The organism is Microtetraspora sp. AC03309 (genome assembly GCF_020826795.1).
Taxonomy (GTDB): domain Bacteria; phylum Actinomycetota; class Actinomycetes; order Streptosporangiales; family Streptosporangiaceae; genus Microtetraspora; species Microtetraspora glauca.
This window is the reverse complement of sequence record NZ_JADDIL010000052.1, coordinates 15155-28909: the sequence shown is the minus strand read 5'-3', so window position 1 is coordinate 28909 and position 13755 is coordinate 15155. Positions and strand designations below refer to the sequence as shown.

General features: G+C 72.5%; 16 protein-coding genes. 12 read left to right on the top strand and 4 right to left on the bottom strand.

What is annotated here, in order from left to right; all coding sequences use genetic code 11:
• Nucleotides 1-7 precede the first annotated feature (7 nt).
• A complete protein-coding gene (coaA, locus tag IMZ11_RS27155) occupies nucleotides 8-931 on the bottom strand; it encodes a type I pantothenate kinase (RefSeq protein WP_228645271.1) in 924 nt (307 codons plus the stop codon).
• A 199-nt stretch (nucleotides 932-1130) separates the two neighbouring features.
• On the opposite strand from coaA, the gene IMZ11_RS27150 reads away from it, so the two are divergent.
• From IMZ11_RS27150 to tsaD, 10 genes are all read left to right on the top strand, one after another.
• Complete coding sequence (locus tag IMZ11_RS27150) at nucleotides 1131-1481, top strand: holo-ACP synthase (protein WP_061253250.1); 351 nt, start codon at nucleotides 1131-1133, stop codon at nucleotides 1479-1481.
• A 51-nt stretch (nucleotides 1482-1532) separates the two neighbouring features.
• On the top strand, nucleotides 1533-3062 hold the full coding sequence (locus tag IMZ11_RS27145; RefSeq protein WP_228645270.1) for an NAD(P)H-hydrate dehydratase: 1530 nt from the start codon (nucleotides 1533-1535) through the stop codon (nucleotides 3060-3062).
• Nucleotides 3063-3114: 52 nt separating this feature from the next.
• Complete coding sequence (alr, locus tag IMZ11_RS27140; protein WP_228645269.1) at nucleotides 3115-4326, top strand: alanine racemase; 1212 nt, start codon at nucleotides 3115-3117, stop codon at nucleotides 4324-4326.
• Nucleotides 4323-5375, top strand: a complete 1053-nt coding sequence (locus IMZ11_RS27135; RefSeq protein ID WP_228645268.1) for an alpha/beta fold hydrolase — start codon at nucleotides 4323-4325, stop codon at nucleotides 5373-5375. Before alr ends, IMZ11_RS27135 begins: the two co-directional genes overlap by 4 nt.
• A gap of 114 nt (nucleotides 5376-5489) precedes the next feature.
• On the top strand, nucleotides 5490-5945 hold the full coding sequence (gene tsaE, locus IMZ11_RS27130) for a tRNA (adenosine(37)-N6)-threonylcarbamoyltransferase complex ATPase subunit type 1 TsaE (protein WP_228645267.1): 456 nt from the start codon (nucleotides 5490-5492) through the stop codon (nucleotides 5943-5945).
• Between the two features lie 189 nt (nucleotides 5946-6134).
• Entirely contained in the window at nucleotides 6135-6773 is a 639-nt protein-coding gene (locus tag IMZ11_RS27125) for a hypothetical protein (RefSeq protein WP_228645266.1), read from the top strand.
• A 2-nt stretch (nucleotides 6774-6775) separates the two neighbouring features.
• Nucleotides 6776-7336, top strand: coding sequence for a class F sortase (locus IMZ11_RS27120; protein WP_228645265.1), 561 nt, complete (start codon nucleotides 6776-6778; stop codon nucleotides 7334-7336).
• Nucleotides 7337-7395: 59 nt separating this feature from the next.
• Nucleotides 7396-8118: a tRNA (adenosine(37)-N6)-threonylcarbamoyltransferase complex dimerization subunit type 1 TsaB gene (tsaB, locus tag IMZ11_RS27115; RefSeq protein WP_228645264.1), complete on the top strand. Its 723-nt coding sequence runs from the start codon at nucleotides 7396-7398 to the stop codon at nucleotides 8116-8118.
• Nucleotides 8115-8585, top strand: a complete 471-nt coding sequence (rimI, locus tag IMZ11_RS27110; RefSeq protein ID WP_228645263.1) for a ribosomal protein S18-alanine N-acetyltransferase — start codon at nucleotides 8115-8117, stop codon at nucleotides 8583-8585. Before tsaB ends, rimI begins: the two co-directional genes overlap by 4 nt.
• Nucleotides 8572-9609: a tRNA (adenosine(37)-N6)-threonylcarbamoyltransferase complex transferase subunit TsaD gene (tsaD, locus tag IMZ11_RS27105; protein WP_228645262.1), complete on the top strand. Its 1038-nt coding sequence runs from the start codon at nucleotides 8572-8574 to the stop codon at nucleotides 9607-9609. The genes rimI and tsaD overlap by 14 nt, the downstream gene beginning before the upstream one ends.
• On the opposite strand, the gene IMZ11_RS27100 is transcribed toward tsaD, so the two are convergent.
• From IMZ11_RS27100 to IMZ11_RS27090, 3 genes are all read right to left on the bottom strand, one after another.
• Entirely contained in the window at nucleotides 9553-10254 is a 702-nt protein-coding gene (locus IMZ11_RS27100) for a hypothetical protein (RefSeq protein WP_228645261.1), read from the bottom strand. The genes tsaD and IMZ11_RS27100 overlap by 57 nt on opposite strands.
• Nucleotides 10255-10429: 175 nt before the next feature.
• Nucleotides 10430-11659, bottom strand: coding sequence for a class I SAM-dependent methyltransferase (locus IMZ11_RS27095; RefSeq protein ID WP_228645260.1), 1230 nt, complete (start codon nucleotides 11657-11659; stop codon nucleotides 10430-10432).
• A gap of 11 nt (nucleotides 11660-11670) precedes the next feature.
• Entirely contained in the window at nucleotides 11671-12207 is a 537-nt protein-coding gene (locus IMZ11_RS27090) for a MarR family transcriptional regulator (protein WP_308066847.1), read from the bottom strand.
• 125 nt (nucleotides 12208-12332) lie between these two features.
• Between IMZ11_RS27090 and IMZ11_RS27085 the strand changes: the two genes are divergently transcribed.
• On the top strand, nucleotides 12333-13220 hold the full coding sequence (locus IMZ11_RS27085) for an NAD-dependent epimerase/dehydratase family protein (protein ID WP_228645259.1): 888 nt from the start codon (nucleotides 12333-12335) through the stop codon (nucleotides 13218-13220).
• Nucleotides 13221-13391: 171 nt separating this feature from the next.
• Complete coding sequence (gene groES / locus IMZ11_RS27080; protein ID WP_082776538.1) at nucleotides 13392-13706, top strand: co-chaperone GroES; 315 nt, start codon at nucleotides 13392-13394, stop codon at nucleotides 13704-13706.
• Nucleotides 13707-13755: the final 49 nt, after the last annotated feature.

The following is a 13755-nucleotide window of genomic DNA, read 5'->3' as shown; positions in this document are numbered from 1 at the left end:
ACGACGATTATGTACGGCGCAGCCGGATCCGGCTGATGGAGTGGTCGGGTCCCTTGCGCAGGATCAGCCCGGCCCGGCCCCGCGTGGGGGCGATGTTGTCGACGAGGTTGCGCTCGTTGATGTCACGCCACACGTTCCTGGCGAACACGGTGGCCTCGTCGTACGACAGTTCGGCGATGTGCGCGAAGTAGGACTTCGGGTCGGCGAAGGCCGTACGGCGCAGCTTGTGGAAGCGGTCGACGTACCAGTCCCTGATGTCCTCGATGCGGGCGTCCACGTAGATGGAGAAGTCGAAGTAGTCGCACACGGCGAGGGACGTGGGCGGCGCGGGCTGCAGCACGTTGAGGCCCTCGACGATGAGGATGTCGGGCCGCTGCACCGTCTGCGCCGCCCCGGGCACGATGTCGTACTCCAGGTGGCTGTAGACCGGGGCGGTCACCGACGGGTTGCCGGCCTTGACGTCGGCGACGAACTTCACCAGCGCCCGCCGGTCGTAGCTCTCCGGGAAACCCTTGCGGTGCATGATCCCGCGCTCTTCCAGCACCTTGTTGGGGTGGAGGAAACTGTCGGTCGTGATCAGGTCGACCCGAGGGTGCTCGGGCCAGCGGGCCAGCAGGGCGTGCAGCACCCTCGCCGTGGTCGACTTGCCGACCGCCACGCTCCCCGCGATGCCCAGCACGTACGGCACGCGCTCGTCGCGCTCGCCGAGGAAGGCCCCAACGGCGGCGCTGCGCTGGCGCGACCCGGTGAAGTGCAGGTTCAGCAGCCGGGTGAGCGGCAGGTAGATGTCGGTGACCTCCGCGAGGTCGATCGGATCGTCGACACCGCGCAGGTCCGAAAGCTCCGCCTCGGTGAGGGTCAGCGGCGTGCTCTTGCGGAGATCCCGCCACTGGGCACGGCTGAGCTCGACATACGCGTCTCCATCTGCCACGTCGGCCAAGCCTACTCAGCCGGTCGAAAACGTCTTCGGCCGGGAGCGGTGCACAGCCTGTGGACGAAACCGGTGGATTGCGACCACGGGTTCCGGGGAAGGCCGCAGGGTTCGGTGAACGCGGCGGTGAACGCGGCGGGGAGCACGGCGGGGAACACGGCGGCGAGCGCGCCGCGCGGGCGGCGGGTAGCCTCGCCCTGTGATCGTGGGAATCGGAGTGGACGTCGTCGACATGGCCAGGTTCGCCGCCACGCTCGAGCGCACCCCCGCACTCCGGGAGCGGCTGTTCACCGAGGCGGAGCGCGAGCTGCGGACCGAGTCGCTGGCCGTCAGGTTCGCCGCGAAGGAGGCGGTGGCCAAAGCGCTGGGCTGCCCGGCCGGTCTCAGCCACGTCGAGGCCGAGGTCGTCAAGAACGAGGTCGGCCGGCCGATGATCCGGGTCACGGGCGCGGCCGCCGACGTGGCGCGCGCCCTCGGAGTCAAGAGATGGCACGTCTCCCTGACCCACGACGGAGGCGTCGCCATCGCCTACGTGATCGCGGAGTCGTAGCCCCGGCGGGGTCGTCGCCTTCGTGATCGTCCCCGGGATACGGTCGGACGCATGCGGACCGCGTACACCTCTGACCAGATCCGGGCCGCCGAGCTGGCGCTGATGGCGCGGCTGCCGGAGGGGACCCTCATGGGCCGGGCCGCCGCCGGGCTCGCCGCCGCGTGCGCGCCGGTCCTGGCCGAAAGGCGCGGCCGCGTGTACGGCTCGCGCGTGGTCCTTTTGGTCGGCAGCGGCGACAACGGGGGAGACGCGCTGTACGCCGGTGCCCGGCTGGCCCGGCGCGGCGCCCGGGTGGACGCGATCCTCGCCGGGTCACGCGCCCATCAGGAGGGCCTGGCCGCGCTGCGCGCCGCGGGCGGCAGGGCGGTGGAGTTCGCCCCGGGACCGGCCCGGGAGCTGATCGGCGCCGCCGACCTGGTCCTGGACGGTCTGGTCGGCATCGGGAGCACGGGGGCGCTGCGCGAGCCGTACGGCACGCTGGCCGGGTTCACGGCGGACGCCCCGGGCGTGGTGATCGCGGTCGACGTGCCGAGCGGGGTGGACGCGAGCAGCGGGCGCGTGGACGGGCCGGTGGTGAGGGCGCAGGCGACCGTGACGTTCGGCGCGTACAAGAACGGGCTGCTCGTCGATCCCGGAGCGTCGTTCTGCGGGGCGGTGGAGCTGGTGGACATCGGGCTCGGGCCGTACCTCCCGGACCCGGACGTGGCCGCGCTGACCGGCGACGACGTCGCCGACCTGCTGCCGAAGCCCGCCCCGGAGTCGGACAAATACCGCAGGGGTGTCATCGGGATCGCCGCGGGGAGCGACACGTTCGCGGGAGCCGCCGTGCTCGCGGCGGGCGGCGCTGTACGCGCGGGCGCGGGCATGGTGCGCTTCGCGAGCTTCGAGGAGCCCGTCCGGCAGGTCAGGGCCCGCTGGCCGGAGGCCGTGACGACGGTGCTCACCCCCGGAGCCGAACGACCGCTCGACGGCGTCGGACGGGTGCAGGCGTGGGTGGTCGGGCCGGGGCTCGGCACCGGGCGGGAGGCGCACGCGATCGTCAGGGAGATCCTGGCGACCGACCTCCCGGTGCTCGTGGACGCCGACGGGCTGACCCACGTCGCCGCGGACAGGTCGCTGCTGCGCAGGTCGGGACCGACCCTGCTCACCCCGCACGCCGGGGAGTTGGCGCGGCTGCTCGACGTGCCGCGGGAGAGGATCGAGGCGCGGCGGATCGAGCACGCGCGCCGCGCGGCGGCCGAGCTCGGGGCGACCGTGCTCCTGAAGGGGTCCACCACGCTCGTGGCCGAGGAGGACCGGCCGGTCCGGGTCAACTCCACCGGGACGCCGTGGCTGGCCACGGGCGGCACGGGAGACGTGCTCTCCGGCATCGCGGGCGCGTTGCTCGCGGGGGGACTGAACTGCTACGACGCCGCCTCCTGCGCCGCCTATCTGCACGGGCTGGCGGCGCGGATCGCGGCGGCCGGGCCGGACCGCGCCGCCGGAGGCTCCGGGCTCGGTGACTCCGGGCCGGGTGGCGAGGCGCCGATCGCCGCCCTCGACGTGGCCGAAGCCCTGCCCGAGGCCGTACGCGCCCTGTGACGCGGGAGGGCAACGGGCCCGAGCAACCGGGATCACCTGACAGACTGGAACGATGAGTCTCCAGATCACCGTGGACGCGAAAGACCAGGTCCGGACCCCCGCCGAGGCGAGGGTCGACCTCGCGGCGATCCGGCACAACGTCGGTCTCATCGCCGAGCGGGCTTCAGGCGCCGACATCATGGTCGCGGTCAAGGCCGACGCGTACGGCCACGGCCTGGTCCCCTGCGGGAAGGCGGCTCTGGAAGCCGGTGCGACGAGGCTGGGCACCGCGTTCGTGCGCGAGGCGCTGGCCCTGCGCGCGGGCGGGGTCACCGCGCCGATCCTGTCCTGGCTCATCACCCCGGGCGAGCCGCTGGAGGAGGCCGCGCTCCAGGGCGTGGAACTGTCCGCGAACGCCCCCTGGCTGCTGGACGACATCGTGGCCGCCGCCGGCCGCACCGGCCGTACCGTCCGGGTGCACCTCAAGGTGGACACCGGCATGTCCCGGGGCGGGGCGCCGCTGGCCGAGTGGGCCGCGCTGATCGAGGCGGCGCTGGCCGCGCGGGCCGAGGGCGCCATCGAGATCGCCGGGATGTGGTCCCACTTCGCCTGCGCCGACATCCCGGGCCACCCGTCGATCGGCGCGCAGCTCGCCGTGTTCGACGAGGCGCTGCGGATCGCCGACGGGATGGGCGTGCCGAGCGACGCGATCCGCCACATCGCCAACTCCGCGGCCGCCTTCACCCTGCCCCAGGCGCGGTACGACATGGTCCGCCCGGGCATCGCGGCGTACGGACTGAGCCCCATTCCGGAGATGGGCGGGTTCGGGCTGCGCCCGGCCATGACGCTGGTGGCGAGGCTCGCGCAGGCCAAGCGGGTCGCGGCCGGTTCCGGCGTCTCCTATGGCCACCTGTACGTCACGGAGCGTGAGACGACGCTGGCGCTGGTGCCCCTCGGATACGCGGACGGCATCATGCGGACCGCCACGAACCAGGCGGAAGTGCTGATCGCAGGTCGGCGGCGGCGGATCGCCGGGCGGGTCTGCATGGACCAGTTCGTCGTCGACGCGGGCGACGACATGGTCAGTGAGGGCGACGAGGTGATCCTCTTCGGTCCCGGTACGCGAGGCGAGGCCACATGCCAGGAATGGGCGGATTCCCTCGGCACGATCACCCATGAGATCGTGACCAGGATCGGATCCCGTGTCCCGCGCGTTTACGCGGGCGAGCGGGATCAGGTGGAGTCGGCCCGCAGCGCGCCGCCGTCACGAGGAGAACAGGTATGAGCACACGCCGCACGGTCGGGATCGCCGGGGCCGTGGTGGGCGCCGCGTCGGCGGGAGCGGCGGCGGCGGCCATGGCGAAGAGGTACGCCGTGGGCCGGATCCGGTTGCGCCCCGACCTGGAGGCGAGCGAGCCATTCGGCGAGCTGCGCGGCCGCGAGGTGGCGCTGACGACGTCCGACGGCGTGATGATCCACGCCGAGGTCGACGGCCCCGAGGACGCCCCCCTCACCGTCGTGCTGTGCCACGGCTACTGCCTCGCCTCGGACTCCTGGCACTACCAGCGGCGTGACCTGCGTGAGTCGTACCGGCTGGTGACCTGGGACCAGCGGTGCCACGGCCTGTCCGCGCGAGCCGAGCCGAGCGACTGCACGATCGACCGCCTGGGCGAGGATCTGGCGCTGGTGGTGGAGGAGCTGGTCCCCGGCCCGTGCGTGCTCGTCGGCCACTCCATGGGCGGCATGACGATCATGGCGCTGGCCGAGCGGCGGCCGGAGCTGTTCGACGACAAGGTCCGGGGCGTGGCGCTGCTCTCCACCTCGGCGGGAAAGCTGGCCGAGCTCACGCTCGGCCTTCCCGCGCTGGTGTCGAAGATCGTGCACAGGGCGGTTCCGTCGGCGGTGTCGGTGATGCGCAAGCGCGGATCCCTGGTCGACCGGGGACGCGAGGCGGGCAACGACGTCGCCTTCCTCGCCGTGCGCTACCTCGGGTTCGGCGACTCCAGGAACGTCAGTCCGACCGTGGTGGACTTCGTCGAGTCCATGATCAGGGCCACGCCGTCCGAGGTGATAGCCGACTTCTACCCGGCGCTCATGTCCCATGACAAGCTGACCGCGCTCGACGTGCTCAACAAGGTGCCCACGTCGATCATCGTCGGCGAGCGCGACTGGCTGACCCCGCTCGACCACAGCCGGGCGATCGCGGCGGCCGTGCCGACCGCGCAGCTGACCACGATTCCCGCGGCGTCGCACCTGGTGCAGCTGGAGACCCCCGCCGTCGTCAACGACGCGTTGCGTGAGCTGATCAAGCGAGGACAGCGCGACGAGGCGTGAACGGGCATGGCGCCGTGCCGGAGGCGCGGCACGTCAGCCCGCGGCGACCGTACAGTGACCGATGGAAGTGTCAGGCGAGCGGCCGGTGAGCCCGGGCGAACGGAGGAGCGACACGTGAGAACCGTCCGTACCACCGAGGAGATGCGGGCGCTGGGCGCGGAGATCGCGGGGCTGCTGCGCCCCGGCGATCTGATGGTGCTCACCGGACCGCTCGGCGCGGGCAAGACCACGCTGGTGCAGGGCATCGGGGAGGGGCTCAAGGTACGCGGCCCGATCACGTCGCCGACGTTCGTGATCGCGCGGGTCCACCCCTCGCTCTCCGGCGGCCCGGCGCTGGTGCACGCCGACGCGTACCGGATCGGCGGCTCGCTGGAGGTCGACGACCTCGACCTGGACGCCTCCCTGGAGGACTCGGTCACCGTCGTCGAGTGGGGTGAGGGACTCGTCGAGGGCCTCGCCGACGACCGCCTCGAGATCGTCATCGAGCGCGACCCCGAGGGCGAGGACCGGCGGGTACGGCTGCGCGGCGTGGGCGGGCGCTGGTCCGCGATCCCCGCCTCGCTGGTCTAGCGCCCCTCCCGGCACGAGGTCCGCGGAGATCCGCGGGACGCTCCCCGACGCCGGAACGCCGGGCACGGTGATCAGGGCGTTTCCCGCGCCCCACCGAATCATTCCGAAACATCCAAGAATGAAGATCCTTAGCCCTGGATTGGCATAGATTTTCTGGGTATACAGGGTCGGGGTGGGAGGGGTGGTCGGATGATCAAGGTCAGGCATCTCGCCGTCACGGGAATGGTCCTGCTCGGCGGGCTCGGCTGTACGGCGGAGGCCCAGACGGCCGGCGCCACCCCCACGATCACCCTGACGCCGGGGCAACCGTCGCCCTCGGTGACCCTTCCACGCCAGGACATCCGCGTCACGGTCGATCCGTCCAAGGTCGAGGGCGGGTCCACCAGGACCGTCCACATCACGGCCTACTGCCCGCTGCCCCAGGGGGGCACCGACTACCGCGCGACCGCCAGGTCGGACGCGTTCACCGGCCTGGTGACGCTGGTCGCCCCGACCGGCACGCCCTCGCCGGGCTCCACCCCGGGCGTTCCCCACGTGCGCGGCGGCGCCAACGTCAGGGCGGAGGCGAAGCCGGGCGGCTACAAGATCGAGGTGCGCTGCGAGGCCACCAACGACATCGGCAGCACGTCCCTGAAGGTCACCCCTGGATCCTCGTCCGACTCCACCCCCACGAAGATCCCCACCCGGGCACCGCACGCGGGCGGCGGCGGCACGGCGGCGGGCGCTCCCGAGGAGGACTCCGGCCTGCCGGTCGGCGCGACCGCGGTCGGCCTGCTGGTGGCCCTCGGCATCGGCGTCGGTGTGGCACGTAGGCGCGCGGGAGGCTGAGTTTGGCCGGTTCGTCCCGGTGGGTGGTCGTGGCCGGGATCGCCACCGGGCTGGCGTTGTTCGCGATGAGCGCCAAGGACCACGAGCAGCCCGCCCCTCGCGCCGCCACGGTCGTGCCCAAGCGCATCGACATCCCCGCGCTGAAGCTCAAGGCCCCGCTGATGAAGCTCGGTCTCTCCTCCGAGGGTGACGTCGAGCTCCCGCCGTACGACAAGCCGGGGACGGCCGGGTGGTACACCGGCAGCGCGGTACCGGGCGACGGCGGGGCCTCCGTGATCATCGGGCACGTGGACACGAAGAACGCGCCCGCCGTCTTCTACCGGCTGCGTGAGCTGCGGAAGGGACAGCTGGTGAAGGTGCTGCGCAGCGACGGCAAGACGGCCGAATACCGCGTCGACTCGGTCGAGCGGGTGCCCAAGAGCGACTTCCCCGCCGAGCGCGTGTACACCGAGGACGGCCTGCGCCTGGTCACCTGCGGCGGCAGCTTCGACTGGGCCAACCACGAGTACCGCGACAACGTCATCGTCTACGCCTCGCCGGCCGGGAGCGACCCCCGCGCGTAGGCCCCCGGTCCCGGGCGTACGGGCCTGAGGAGACCGGACAACGGCTAGGCTTGGCCTTTGTGCTGGTCTTGGCCCTGGATACCGCTACCCCCGCAGTCACGGCCGCGTTGCACGACGGCGACCGCGTGCTGGCTGAGTCGACGACAGTCGACGCCCGCCGCCACGGTGAGCTGCTCGCGCCCGCGATCGAACACGTCCTCCGTGAATGCGACGCCTCTCTGCGCGATGTGACCGCGATCGTCGCCGGGTCGGGCCCGGGGCCCTACACCGGGCTCAGGGTCGGGCTGATGACCGCGAGCGCGCTGGCCGGGACCGTGGGCGTCCACGCGTACGGCGTCTGCACGCTCGACGCGATCGCCTACGCCTCCGGCCGCGGCGAACCCTTCCTGGTCGCGACGGACGCGCGGCGCAAGGAGGTCTTCTGGGCGCGGTACGGCGACGCGCGCACCCGCCTGGACGGGCCGCGTGTGGACCGGCCGCACGACCTGCCGGGAGAGTTGCCGGTGATCGGCGCGGGCGCCCGGATGTACGCCGAGACGATCGGGCCGGACCGGGTCGCCGATCCGGAGTACCCCTCGGCGGGGGCGCTGGCCGCGCTCGCCGCCGAGCACCTGGCCGCGCTGACCCCCGAGCGGGCCGCGGAGCTCGCCCGGGTGCCCGAGGGCAGGATCGACTCCGTCGAGCAGGCACGGGAGCTGGCCGTCCTCGGCTCGGCGCGGCCGATCTACCTGCGCAGGCCCGACGCCCAGATTCCGGGGGCGCCCAAGAAGGTGACCGCGTGACCGCCGTGCTGCGCCGGATGACCGTGGCTGACCTTCCCTCCGTGGTCGAGATCGAGCGGATCACGTTCCCGCTCGACGCCTGGAGCGAGGCCATGTTGCGCGGCGAGCTCGACGACCAGCCGCGCACCCGGCACTACGTGGTCGCCGTGGTCGACGACGAGATCGTGGGGTACGCGGGGCTCGCGGCCGCGGCCGACCAGGCCGACGTGCAGACGATCGCCGTCCTCGCTGGGCACCGCAGGTCCGGTGTCGGCGCCGCTCTGCTGACCGAGCTGCTCGCCGAGGCGGTGCGGCGCGGCGCGAGCGAGGTCTTCCTGGAGGTCCGGTCGGACAACTCGCCCGCTCAGGCGATGTACGAGCGGTTCGGGTTCGAACGGCTCGGCGTCCGGCGGAACTACTACGACGACGGAACCGACGCCATCACGATGGTGCGGAACCTCAGAGAAGGGGCGCATGAGCATGCGTGACGAGCCGATCGTCCTGGGGATCGAGACGTCCTGCGACGAGACGGGTGTCGGCCTGGTCCGCGGTCACACCCTGCTGGCGAACACGATCGCCTCCAGCATGGAGGAGCACGCCCGCTTCGGCGGCGTGGTGCCCGAGGTGGCCTCCCGTGCGCATCTGGAGGCCATGGCCCCGACCGTGGAGAGCGCGCTGGCCAAGGCGGGCCTGCGCTTCTCCGACGTCGACGCCGTCGCGGTCACCGCGGGCCCCGGCCTGGCCGGGGCGTTGCTCGTGGGCGTCGCCGCGGCCAAGGCGTACGCGCTGGGGCTGGGTGTGCCGCTCTACGGGGTCAACCACCTGGCCGCGCACGTCGCGGTCGACCAGTTGGAGCACGGGCCGCTGCCCAAGCCGTCCATCGCCCTGCTGGTGTCCGGGGGCCACTCGTCGCTGCTGCTGGTGCCCGACGTCGCGCACGACGTGATCTCGCTGGGCTCCACGGTCGACGACGCCGCGGGTGAGGCGTTCGACAAGGTGGCCAGGGTGCTCGGCCTGCCCTTCCCCGGCGGCCCGCACATCGACCGTTCCGCCACGTCCGGTTCGGGTACGGCCATCGCCTTCCCGCGCGGCAAGTACGACGACGGCACCCTGGACTTCTCGTTCTCCGGCCTCAAGACGGCCGTCGCCCGCTGGGTCGAGGCCCGCGCGGCGGCGGGGGAGACGGTCCCGGTGGCCGACGTGGCCGCGTCCTTCCAGGAGGCGGTCGTGGACGTGCTGACCCGCAAGGCGCTCCAGGCGTGCCGTCGCTACGACGTCAAGGACCTGCTCATCGGTGGCGGTGTGGCGGCCAACTCGCGGCTGCGGGCGCTCGCCCAGGAGCGCTGCGACGCGGCGGGCGTGCGGCTCCGCGTGCCTCGTCCCGGGCTGTGCACCGACAACGGCGCCATGGTGGCCGCGCTCGGCTCCGAGCTGGTCGCCGCGGGGATCCGGCCGTCAGCGCTGGACATCCCGGCCGACTCGTCGCTCCCCATCACGGCCATCCACGTCTGAGGCCGCGCCGTCGCCGCGGCGGCGCCCTGTCTCCTCCACATGGCGTCTCACGGCCTCCACGCGGCCGGTGAGGCGCGTCTCGGTCGAGATCAGGCGCTCGTCCAGGGTGGTGAACCGGCCGTCGATCCGGCCCTCCACCACGTCGAAGCGGTCGTCGTGGCGGCTCAGGTGCCCGTCGATCGTGCCCAGCCTCGTGCTGACCGTGCCGAGCGTGGCGGCCATGTCGGCCATCCGCGCGCCCAGGTCGGTCAGGTGGCCCTCCAGCCGGGTGAAGCGGCCGGCCGCGGCGTCCATACTCGCCTGGAGCCGGTACACGCGCTCGCCGACGGCGTCGATCTGGTCGCTGACCGCCTCGACGTGCCGGGCGAGGCTCTCGGCCCAGGACGGGGGTTTCGCCGCGAGCGCGTCGATCTGGTCGCCCACCGCCTCGATCATGCCGCACAGGCCGCCGAGCCCACGCTCGCGAAGCTCGCGGAGCAGCCATTCCATGCCTTCGAGACGCTGGCGGATCTCGTCGAACACGGCGCCCTGCGTGCGCTGCTCGTAGACGTGATCCTGGGCCGCGCGGGCCAGCAGCTCGCGCATCCGCTCGGAGACGGCGGTCTGGCTGCCCGAGTGGAGGAGGCCGTGGCTGGAGTGGTCCACCGAAAGCTCCTTCGCCCGTCGACGCATAGCGGCGGGTTGATCCGGTTTCGAGGGATTCGTGATCGGGCGGGCCGCGCCCGACCGCCCACAATAGCCGCGTGCGGCGCCGCTTTCCGGCGGGACGGTGAAAGACCGTGGTTATCGATGGATTGCGATAATTTGCCGTAATGCCAGGTCAGAGGGCTTGGCAGATGAGCGCGTAAGGGCGGTCGGCGATCCGGGTAAGCACGACTACTACTGAATTATCCCCAGAAAGCCGCAAATCTCGGCGCAATTGCTCGATATCGACCGCGGAGCCGCGCTTCTTGATCGTGGCATTCCCCACGCCTCGTTTCCGGAGAGCCGCGCGCAGCGCCTTCAACGAGAACGGCATGACCTCGTGCACCTCGTAGGCCGCGGCCCAGAGGGTGCGCACCAGCGCGTCACCTGTGATGTAGGCGATCCGCGGGTCGAGGAGTCGCCCTCCGACCAGGTCCGCCACCTCCGCGACCAGGTGCGCGCGGACCGCCGCCCCGTCCGGCTCGTACAGGTATCGCGCGACCGGGCCGGTGTCCGCCTCCGCTCCGGTCGGGACGAGGGTCTCGCCGGACGGCAGCAGGGTCGCCCGCCGGGAGAAGCCGGTGCTCGCGCGACCGGGGCTCTCGTCGTCGGGGGCGGGCGCGAAGCCGCCGAGCCAGATCGCCGCCTCCTTCACCTCGCCCTTGTAGGAGACCCACTCGGCCTCGGCCCCCTCGGGCACGAGTTCGTACGGGATGCCGGGCGCCACCTTGAGGCAGGCCGCCGGAGCCCGCGACGCCAGCTCCAGCGTGGCCGGCCATGAGGGCGAGTAGGCCATCGGGTCGAAGACCCGCCCGCGCGAGCCGCGCCTGGCCGGGTCGGCGAACAGCACGTCGTACGCCGAGGGATCGGTGTCCGCGGCGTCGGCCGTACGCACCTGGACGCGGTCGGTGAGGCCGAGCGCGGCGGCGTTGGCCAGGGCGACCTCGGCGGTGAGCGGATCGAGATCCACCGCGTCCACGGCGCAGCCCGCGCGGGCGAGGGCGATCAGGTCACCGCCGATCCCGCAGCACACGTCGAGCACGCGCGGTCCCGCCGCGCTCGCCCCCGGCCCCGCCGCGCCGGCGACGCGGCGGGCGCGGTGCGCGGCGACCTCCGTCCGGGTCGCCTGTTCGAGGCCGTGGGGTGTGAAGTACATCACCGCGGCCTCGTCGCCGAACTTGGCCTCTCCCCGGCGGCGGAGGGCGGCCTGGGTCAGGGCGGCCGACGTGAGCGCGGGATCGTGGACGCGCCGCAGCGTGGTCGCCGCCGCCACGGGATCGAGCCCCTCGGCCACCACACGGACGGCCTCGGCCAGCGCGGTCCGCCCCTCGGGTGTCAGCAGCTCACGGAACGCCTCAAGGTCCACGGCTCCCGACGCTATCGCTTCGCCGGAGTCGTACGGTCCGGGCCCTCCCCCGCGTCCCCGAGGGAGACGAGGAGCGCGCGCAGGAGGGCGGCGAGCCGATCCTGCTCCGCGCCGGACAGCGCGGCCAGCAGACGGCGCTCGTTGGCCGCATGACCGTCGAGGAGGTCGTTCGCCACGGCCAGCCCCTGATCGGTGAGGGTGATCAGGACCATGCGCCGGTTGCCGGGGGCGACCTCGCGGTGCACCAGGCCCTTCGCCGCCAGGCGGCCGATGCGGTTCGTCAGCGCGGGCGAGCTGACCATGACCGCGGCGGCGAGGTCACCCATGCAGAGCCGGTGTTCGGGACCGGACCTGAGCAGCGTCGCGAGCACGTCGAACTCCCACGGCTCCAGGCCGTGCCCGGCGAAGTGCTCTCGCGTCTCCTTCTCCAGAAGGCGGGCGGCACGCGAGATCCGGCCGACCACGCCCATCGGGGAGCAGTCCACGTCGGGCCGCGTACGGGCCCACTGGCCGAGGATCGTGTCCACGGCGTCGGGCATGCCGGTCATCTCACTCCATGTGCTCTCGGCTTCCACAGCAGGCTAGCGGAAACTTCGACGTTGAAATATTCGACATGGACGACTAGTGTTGCGGCATCGAAATATTTGATGTCGAAAAGTTCGAGGTGAGAGTGATGAAGGTCCTGGTGATCGGCGCGACGGGGTACATCGGCGCCGCGGTGGCGGAGCGGCTCGCCGGTGGCGGTCACGAGGTGGTGGCGCTGGTCCGGGACCCGGCCGGAAGCGGCCTGACCGGAGACGTGCGGCGCGGAGACCTGCGCGAGCCGGAGAGCCTGATCGGGGCGGTGACGCCGGACGTCGACGCGGTGATCCACGCGGCGAGCCCCACCGGCGACGAGCGGGTCGACGTCGCGGCCGTCCGGGCACTCATCTCGACGGGGAAGCCGCTCGTCTACACCAGCGGTGTCTGGGTGCTCGGCCGGACCGGGGAACCCGCCACCGAGGAGGCTCCGGTCGATCCCCTCCCGCTCGTCGGCTACCGGCCGGCCGTGGAGCGGATCGTGCTCGACGGCGGGGGGTTCGTCATCCGCCCCGGCATCGTGCACGGGTACGGCAGGGGCATCCCCGCGCTGCTCACCGTCCAGGCGGCGGAGTACGGCCTCGGCCGCTACGTCCACGCGGGAGGGCCGCCGCCCGTGTGGCCGGCCGTCCACGTCGCGGACCTCGCCGACCTCTACCCGCTCGTCCTGGAGCGGGCCAGGCCGGGAGACCTGTTCCACGCGGTCGCGGAGGAGGGCGTACCGGTCTCGACCATCGCCGAGGCGGCGGCGCGCGCGGCCGGAACGCCGTGCGCGCGGGCCGTGCCGTGGCCCGTCGAGCAGGCGGCGGAGGTGTTCGGGCGGCCGTTCGCGGACGCGCTCGCGCTGAGCCAGCGGGTGAGCGGCGCCCGAGCGCGCCGGGAGCTCGGCTGGGCGCCGTCACGCCCCGGGATCGTGGAAGACCTCGCGGCCGGTGCCACGGAAGACGCCCTGAGCGAAATCGGCGCCGGTGGGACGCCATAGCTGACCTGCGACGGGGGTTCGTGTTGACTGTCACGGCCCCCTTGCATACTGTTTCGTGTTGGCACTCGCCTAGCGAGAGTGCCAACAGCGACGAGACAGGTCTGACACCCGCGACGGCAGGCCGCTGGTCGCCTCTTCAGCTCATTCATCGCAATCTGAAGGGGAGGTCCGATCGTGACGACCGCCACTAAGGTTCCCGTTAAGCCGCTTGGTGACCGCATCGTGGTCCAGCCGCTTGAGGCCGAGCAGACCACCGCTTCCGGTCTGGTCATCCCGGACACCGCCAAGGAGAAGCCGCAGGAGGGCAAGGTCCTCGCGGTGGGCCCGGGCAACTGGGACGAGGACGGCGAGAAGCGGATTCCGCTCGACGTCAAGGAGGGCGACGTCGTCCTCTACAGCAAGTACGGCGGCACCGAGGTCAAGTACGGCGGCGAGGAGTACCTGGTGCTCTCGGCCCGTGACGTGCTCGCCATCATCGAGAAGTAGGCCGCGCAAAGCATGAGGAGCCCCGGGACGCACGTGCCCGGGGCTCCGA